Below are 5,926 nucleotides of genomic sequence, written 5' to 3'. Positions count from 1 at the left end.
AAAGGGAAGAGGGCTGTATGTAAAACAGGGACAGCTGTCGATGCTTGATACTACCTTGAAAAATGTCGCAGAAGGGATGACTATCTCAGAAGGGATTGTCAGCATGGGGGGCGGGAGGAGCTAGTTTTAAAATGATGCAAAAAATATAAAAGGGCGTGTCTTACTAAAAACTACAACTGTCATATATGTTTTGCGGTAAAGTATTACGTGTGTAAATATTAGAACTTCCAATTATCCCCGCACCTTTCTCATTATTCTGTCCTGTAATCACCGTCCGCATCAAATTCGCACTCTCCACGTTGTTTTTTAGATAGCTTTTTTAATGTTTTTATGAGATAGAACAGAAAAAGTAATAGGAAAATAACCACTTCATGCGTTTACATAAACGCTGATGTATTATTTTAGCAATTACAAAAACACCAGAGAATACTCTACCTTATGATGTATTTGTATTTTTCTATACCTTATCATTGTAATGTACTTATTTTAAATTGATTGATATCATCAAGTAAATTACGAAGCCCGCAAAGAACATGAGAAAAAATTGCTTCACCTGCTTTGGGTGTTGCTTTACTTGCATTTCCTACTGCTCCTCGTGGGTTAAGATCACGCATTGTCCACCCAAAGGCATGAGGTCCATAGGCACGCAAATACTGATAATTAGCAATCATATCAGCTTGTTTGTTATAAAAATTTTCTGCCTGTTTCATCTGTACTTTTTCTGGGGCTAAATAGAGCATTAAGGAAGTTTCAATAAATCCTCCATGAATATCAAGGTGATGCTCAGATGGCTCTATTAAACCTTCCGGTAAACCAAAACGATTCCAGCTTGTTGCTACGGCAAGCATTGAAAATCGTTTTCGTAATTCAGTAATGACAATGCTTATTAAAGGTGAATTGCCTCCGTGAGCATTTAGAAAGAGAAGACGCTTGATACCTTTACGGTGGCATCTTTCACCGATATTAATCCAGCGTTCTATGGCATCGGAAAAGGTGAGTGTTTGTGTGCCGGGAACATCCATATGTTCTATAGAATAACCAATCTTTTCTACCGGTAATAGTTTAATATGAAATTGCCCTTTTATTTGTAAAATGAGTGCTTTTGCAAAAGCTTCAGCAATGATCCAATCAGTTTCAAAGGGAAGGTGATTGCCGTGATATTCATGAGCACCTAAAGGTAAAAGAGCGAGGAAAAATGTATCAGATATCATAAATTCATTATCAAATAGGAATAAATAAATTTGCAAAATGCATCCAATATGATGGAGTTATTTTTTTAAAGATTTTAATTCATATGTGCAAGAAAAGCAAATTGCTTACTCGATTTTGATCAAGATCTTGTTATGATATTAATTTGATTACTATATCCGCCAAATTAATACATACACGACAATCCCAATATTATATCAATATGATGATTAATTAAGGTTAGCACAAAGTAAAATTGTAAGCAAATGAATGTATAAAACGTCTTACTATTGATGTTCCAGAAAATTTACATTGCTTGATTAAAGTAAAAAGTAAATTGTGCAATTTGTAGACCCAAAATAGTAGATGTGAGGTATACGAATTACTTTTAAAGAAATATAAACGCGCAACCGTGGTCAATAAATTTAAAAGATGATTTGATATCAAAATTAATAAGCGAGTATAGCAAAAACATAAAAATTTGCAAATAAATTGGCACTAATGCTTTATTTTGTTTGTTTTATTACTTTTACAAATAAGGTAGGGATTTGTATTATGTATGTGCACGCTATCAGCTGTATACGTGTATGTTACTTTGACATTTTTATATCAAAAAAACATCACAAAATCCACTCGAAAAACCGAAAAGCCTTCTTTAATTTTCAAAAAAACTATGATCGCCTTCTAAGCAATTAAAACTACAATTTTCTCCAATACTTTCTCTAATTTTTTTGTTGGTTAGCAATTAAAAAAAACGAAGTGAAACAATTCCATTTCTGCTTCCACTGCTTTGCAGTAGGAGGGGGAAAGCCCAAAAAATCGAAAAGAAATTACTCATTCTTGCAGGCCGTTTGTGAAATAAATTGGCGAAAAATGAGGATATAGTTTTAAAGTTGTTAGATCGGCTTGTTAGGGGAAATGGGTCGTTCACTTATCCCCAATTTGTATAAATAACTATATTTCTTGTAGTTTCATTTCTCCCACATGGTTTGTTCATTTGAATTCAATAATCCCTAGATATATAGACCAGCTTTTTTAAAAATTCTATAAGTTACTTTAGTTTGTTTAACAGCACCGGAGTTAGTTAGTATTTTGTTTTCCGGAATATAAATTTTGCATCAAATGGTGTTGATAGAATTTGAATGCGGAGAAAATACCCCAGAAAGATTATCTCCCAATGCTTGGCCATCAATATAATGAGTGTATAAATAATTATATTCTTTTGAATAGAGGCTAAGAGATCGAAAGCTTTATTTTCTTTCAAGTAATGAGCTAATGGTAAAAATGTTTTTCTTCCATTATCGATAATATATTAGCAGTCAGAATTCAGTAGTTTTTCCATTACTGCGAGGAAATACACAAAATATTGAAGATCCATGAGTATTTAAGAAATTTGGAAGGTAGTGGAATACTTTGTGCCATTACGTTTACGATATCGGTTAAGGTGGATAATTTGTAGTTATCTTTGATAGGCTGATGATTTTTTTGTATGCCAATAATAGAAGAACAGGCAATAGCCTTAAAACAGTTTTAATTGAAGTAGCAGTTTTTACAGAGCATATAAAGCTTATTGCTAAGTTCTATACCAGTATCCACTGATCAAAGAAGCTTCCAGTTTATATCTATAGAAGAAGCATGGGAGAATGAGACAACACGTCAAGCTTTTGCAGAGTGTATGTGTGGTTGAGTCATTTTTGTTTATGAGTTTAATTTATCGTTTACGTTTTAGGTGTGTTTTTTTCCCTTTTGTGTCTTGTAGTTTGTAGGTTTATTTTTTTGTTTTCATATGTGTGTTTAGGGTTGTATCTAAAGAACGTCTTGTTGTGGTTTGATGTTTTTTTGTAGAAGGCTTTATGGGGGGTGTTTGGTTTGTGGTTCAAGCCGTTCAGGTGTGTTTTCATTTTTGTTTTTCTTTTTTTTAAGAACATTTTGTCTCTTTTGATCTGAGTGATTTAAAGAGAATGTGTGGGTTATGGTTATGCGTCGTGTATTAAAACATCATGTTTGTTTATGTGTTCTCTCGACAGCTGTTCTGGCTGGTCTGGCTCTTAGTACAGCTCAAGAGGTTTATGCTCAATCACAGAATTGTAATGGGGTTGCTAGTCCTGGGGGTAGTGGTGGGGATGAGCGAATCGAGTGTGATGAGAGTAGTGGGAAAAAGACGCTGGAGGGGGCGAGAACTGTGGATATGGGTAAGGATTCTGGTGAGCCTGCTGTGAAGGTGTATGGATCGAAGGCAAATATTACGATAAGTAGTGAACCGCTGACGATTACAGGTGGTGGTAGTAATAGTCCGGCGATTAAGGTGGAAAGTGGAGGGAAGCTGATTTTGGGGGGAGAGGTTAGTATTACAGGGGTAAATAAGGGGATAGTGGCTGATGGTGAAGGGTCTGTTACGGTGGTTAAAGGGTCGATAGGGCTTAGGGAAAATGGGGTTGGGATTGAGGTGAATGATGGGGGGAAGGTTACTTTGAATGAGGGGGTGACGGTTACGGGAGGGGGAAGTGGTGGGAGGATACATGCGGTGGGGATGGTGTTTAAGGGGAGTGGGGGGAAGGTGACGTTGATGGGTACGAGTTTTAAGAATGTCAAGACGGGGGTGAGTGTGGAGGGGAGTGGGGGGAATGCTACTGTGATGGGGGATGGGGGGGCGACGATTAATTTAGCAGATGGGGGGACGGGGATTACGATGCAGAAACAGGGGTGGGCTAATGTGATGAATATGACGTTTACGGGGAAGGGGAGTGGGGGGAAGGTTACAGGGGTGGAGGTGGAGGGTGGGGGGGATGTGACGTTGAATACGGTGAAGTTGACAAATATGCAAACGGGGGCGAGGGTGACGGGTGGGAAGTTTAAGATGACTGAGGGGGAGATTACGGGAAGTGGGAGTGGTGGGGTGGGGGTGAGTGTGATGGGTGGGGGGAAGTTGGAGGTGACGTTGAATGGAGAGGTGAAGATTAGGGGGTTCACGACGGGGGTGAATGTGGGGGGGGATGGGAAGTTTAAGATGACTGGGGGGATGATTGAGGGGAAGGGGAGAGATGGGGTGGGGGTGAATGTGACGGGTGGGAAGGCTGAGTTGATGGATGTGAGGATTTCAGAGTTTGAAACGGGGGTGAGGGTGACGAAGGGGACGTTTGAGATGACAAAGGGGATGATTACGGTTACGGGAAATGTGGGGAGTAGTGGGGTGGAGGTGCAGAAGGGGGGGAGTGCGACGTTGAATGGGGGTGCGACGATTATGGTTAAGGGAGGTGGGGGGACGGGGGTGAAGGTGGAGGGGGGGACGTTTGAGATGACAAAGGGGGAGATTGAGGGATTGGGAAGTAGTGGGGTGGGGGTGAATGTGATGGGTGGGACGGTGACGTTGAATACGGTGAATATTTCGGGGTTTGAGAAGGGGGTGAATGTGGGGGGTGGGACGTTTGAGATGACTGGGGGGATGATTACGGGAAGTGGGAGTTATGGGGTGTATATGATGGATGGGACGGTGACGTTGAATACGGTGAAGATTTCGGGAAGTGGGAGAGGTGGGAGTATGGGGGTGAAGGTGCAGAAGGGGACGTTTAAGATGACTGGGGGGTCGATTGAGGGAGGTGGGGGTTATGGGGTGGAGGTGAGGGGTGGGACGGTGACGTTGAATACGGTGAAGATTTCGGGGAAGGGGAGTTATGGGGTGTATATGGGGGATGGGAATGTGACGTTGGAGGGGACAAGGATTACGGGGTTTGGAACGGGGGTGAATGTGGGGGGGGATGGGAAGTTTAAGATGACTGGGGGGGAGATTGAGGGGAAGGGGAGTGGTGGGGTGGGGGTGAGTGTGACGGGTGGGAAGGCTGAGTTGATGGATGTGAGGATTTCAGAGGTTGGAATGGGGGTGATGGCGGGGAGTGGGAGCTTGATGATGATTGGGGGGACGATTGAGGGGAAGGGGAGTGTTGGGAGTTATGGGGTGACGGGGAGTGGGAGGATGGTGTTGGAGAGGGTGAAGATTTCACAATTTGCGACGGGGGTGAATGCGGGTGAGAGCTTGACGATGAAGGATGTGACGGTTACGGGAAATGGGAGTGGTCAGGGGGTGGTGGGGAGTGGGACGATGGTGTTGAAGGAGGTGACGATTTCAGAGGTTGGAATGGGGGTGAGTGTTAAGAGAGGGAAGAGCCTGACGATTAGGGCGGGGACGATTACGGGAAAGGGGAGTGGTGGGTATGGGGTGAAGGGGGATGGGACGGTGACGTTGGAGGGAGGGGTGGAGATTTCGGGGTTCACGACGGGGGTGAGTGCGGGGAGTGGGAGCTTGACGATGACTGGGGGGTCGATTACGGGAAATGGGAAAGGTGGGTATGGGGTGACGGGTGGGAATGTGACGTTGGAGAGGGTGAAGATTTCACAATTTGCGATGGGGGTGAGTGCGGTGGGGAATTTGACGATGACGGATGTGAGGATTACGGGATTGGGGAGAGGTGGGAGTTATGGGGTGACAGGGGGTGGGACGGTGAGGTTGGAGAGGGTGACGATTTCACAATTTGCGACGGGGGTGAAGGCGGAGGGGAGGACACTGATAATGAAGGATGGGTCGGTAACAGAGTTTACGGAGAAGGGGGTGGATGTGGGGGAAGAGGTGAAGAGTGCTGAGTTGACGCGGACGGTGATTACGGGAAGTGGGAGTGTTGGGAGTTATGGGGTGTATGCCGTGGGGACGAAAGACATGACGATGACGTTGACGGATGTGACGGTT

At 43.4% G+C, this 5,926-nt stretch carries 2 protein-coding genes; one reads left to right on the top strand and one right to left on the bottom strand.

Going from position 1 to position 5,926, the window contains the following annotated elements:
* Positions 1 to 467: 467 nt before the first annotated feature.
* Positions 468 to 1,211 carry a creatininase family protein gene (locus tag GGR10_RS06615; protein ID WP_182480433.1) on the bottom strand — a complete coding sequence of 248 codons (744 nt, stop codon included), beginning with the start codon at positions 1,209 to 1,211 and terminating at the stop codon, positions 468 to 470.
* 1,949 nt (positions 1,212 to 3,160) lie between these two features.
* Here GGR10_RS06615 and GGR10_RS06610 point away from each other — a divergent pair.
* The coding region (locus tag GGR10_RS06610) for a hypothetical protein (RefSeq protein ID WP_182480432.1) at positions 3,161 to 5,926 on the top strand (2,766 nt) is incomplete at its 3' end.

This window comes from Bartonella chomelii (assembly GCF_014138465.1).
Taxonomy (GTDB): domain Bacteria; phylum Pseudomonadota; class Alphaproteobacteria; order Rhizobiales; family Rhizobiaceae; genus Bartonella; species Bartonella schoenbuchensis.
This window is presented reverse-complemented; position numbering and strand designations above follow the sequence as displayed.

Bases quoted from the DNA above. Each gene is read 5' to 3' on its own strand.
- GGR10_RS06615 (WP_182480433.1), bottom strand. From the start codon at position 1,211: ATGATATCTGATACATTTTTCCTCGCTCTTTTACCTTTAGGTGCTCAT.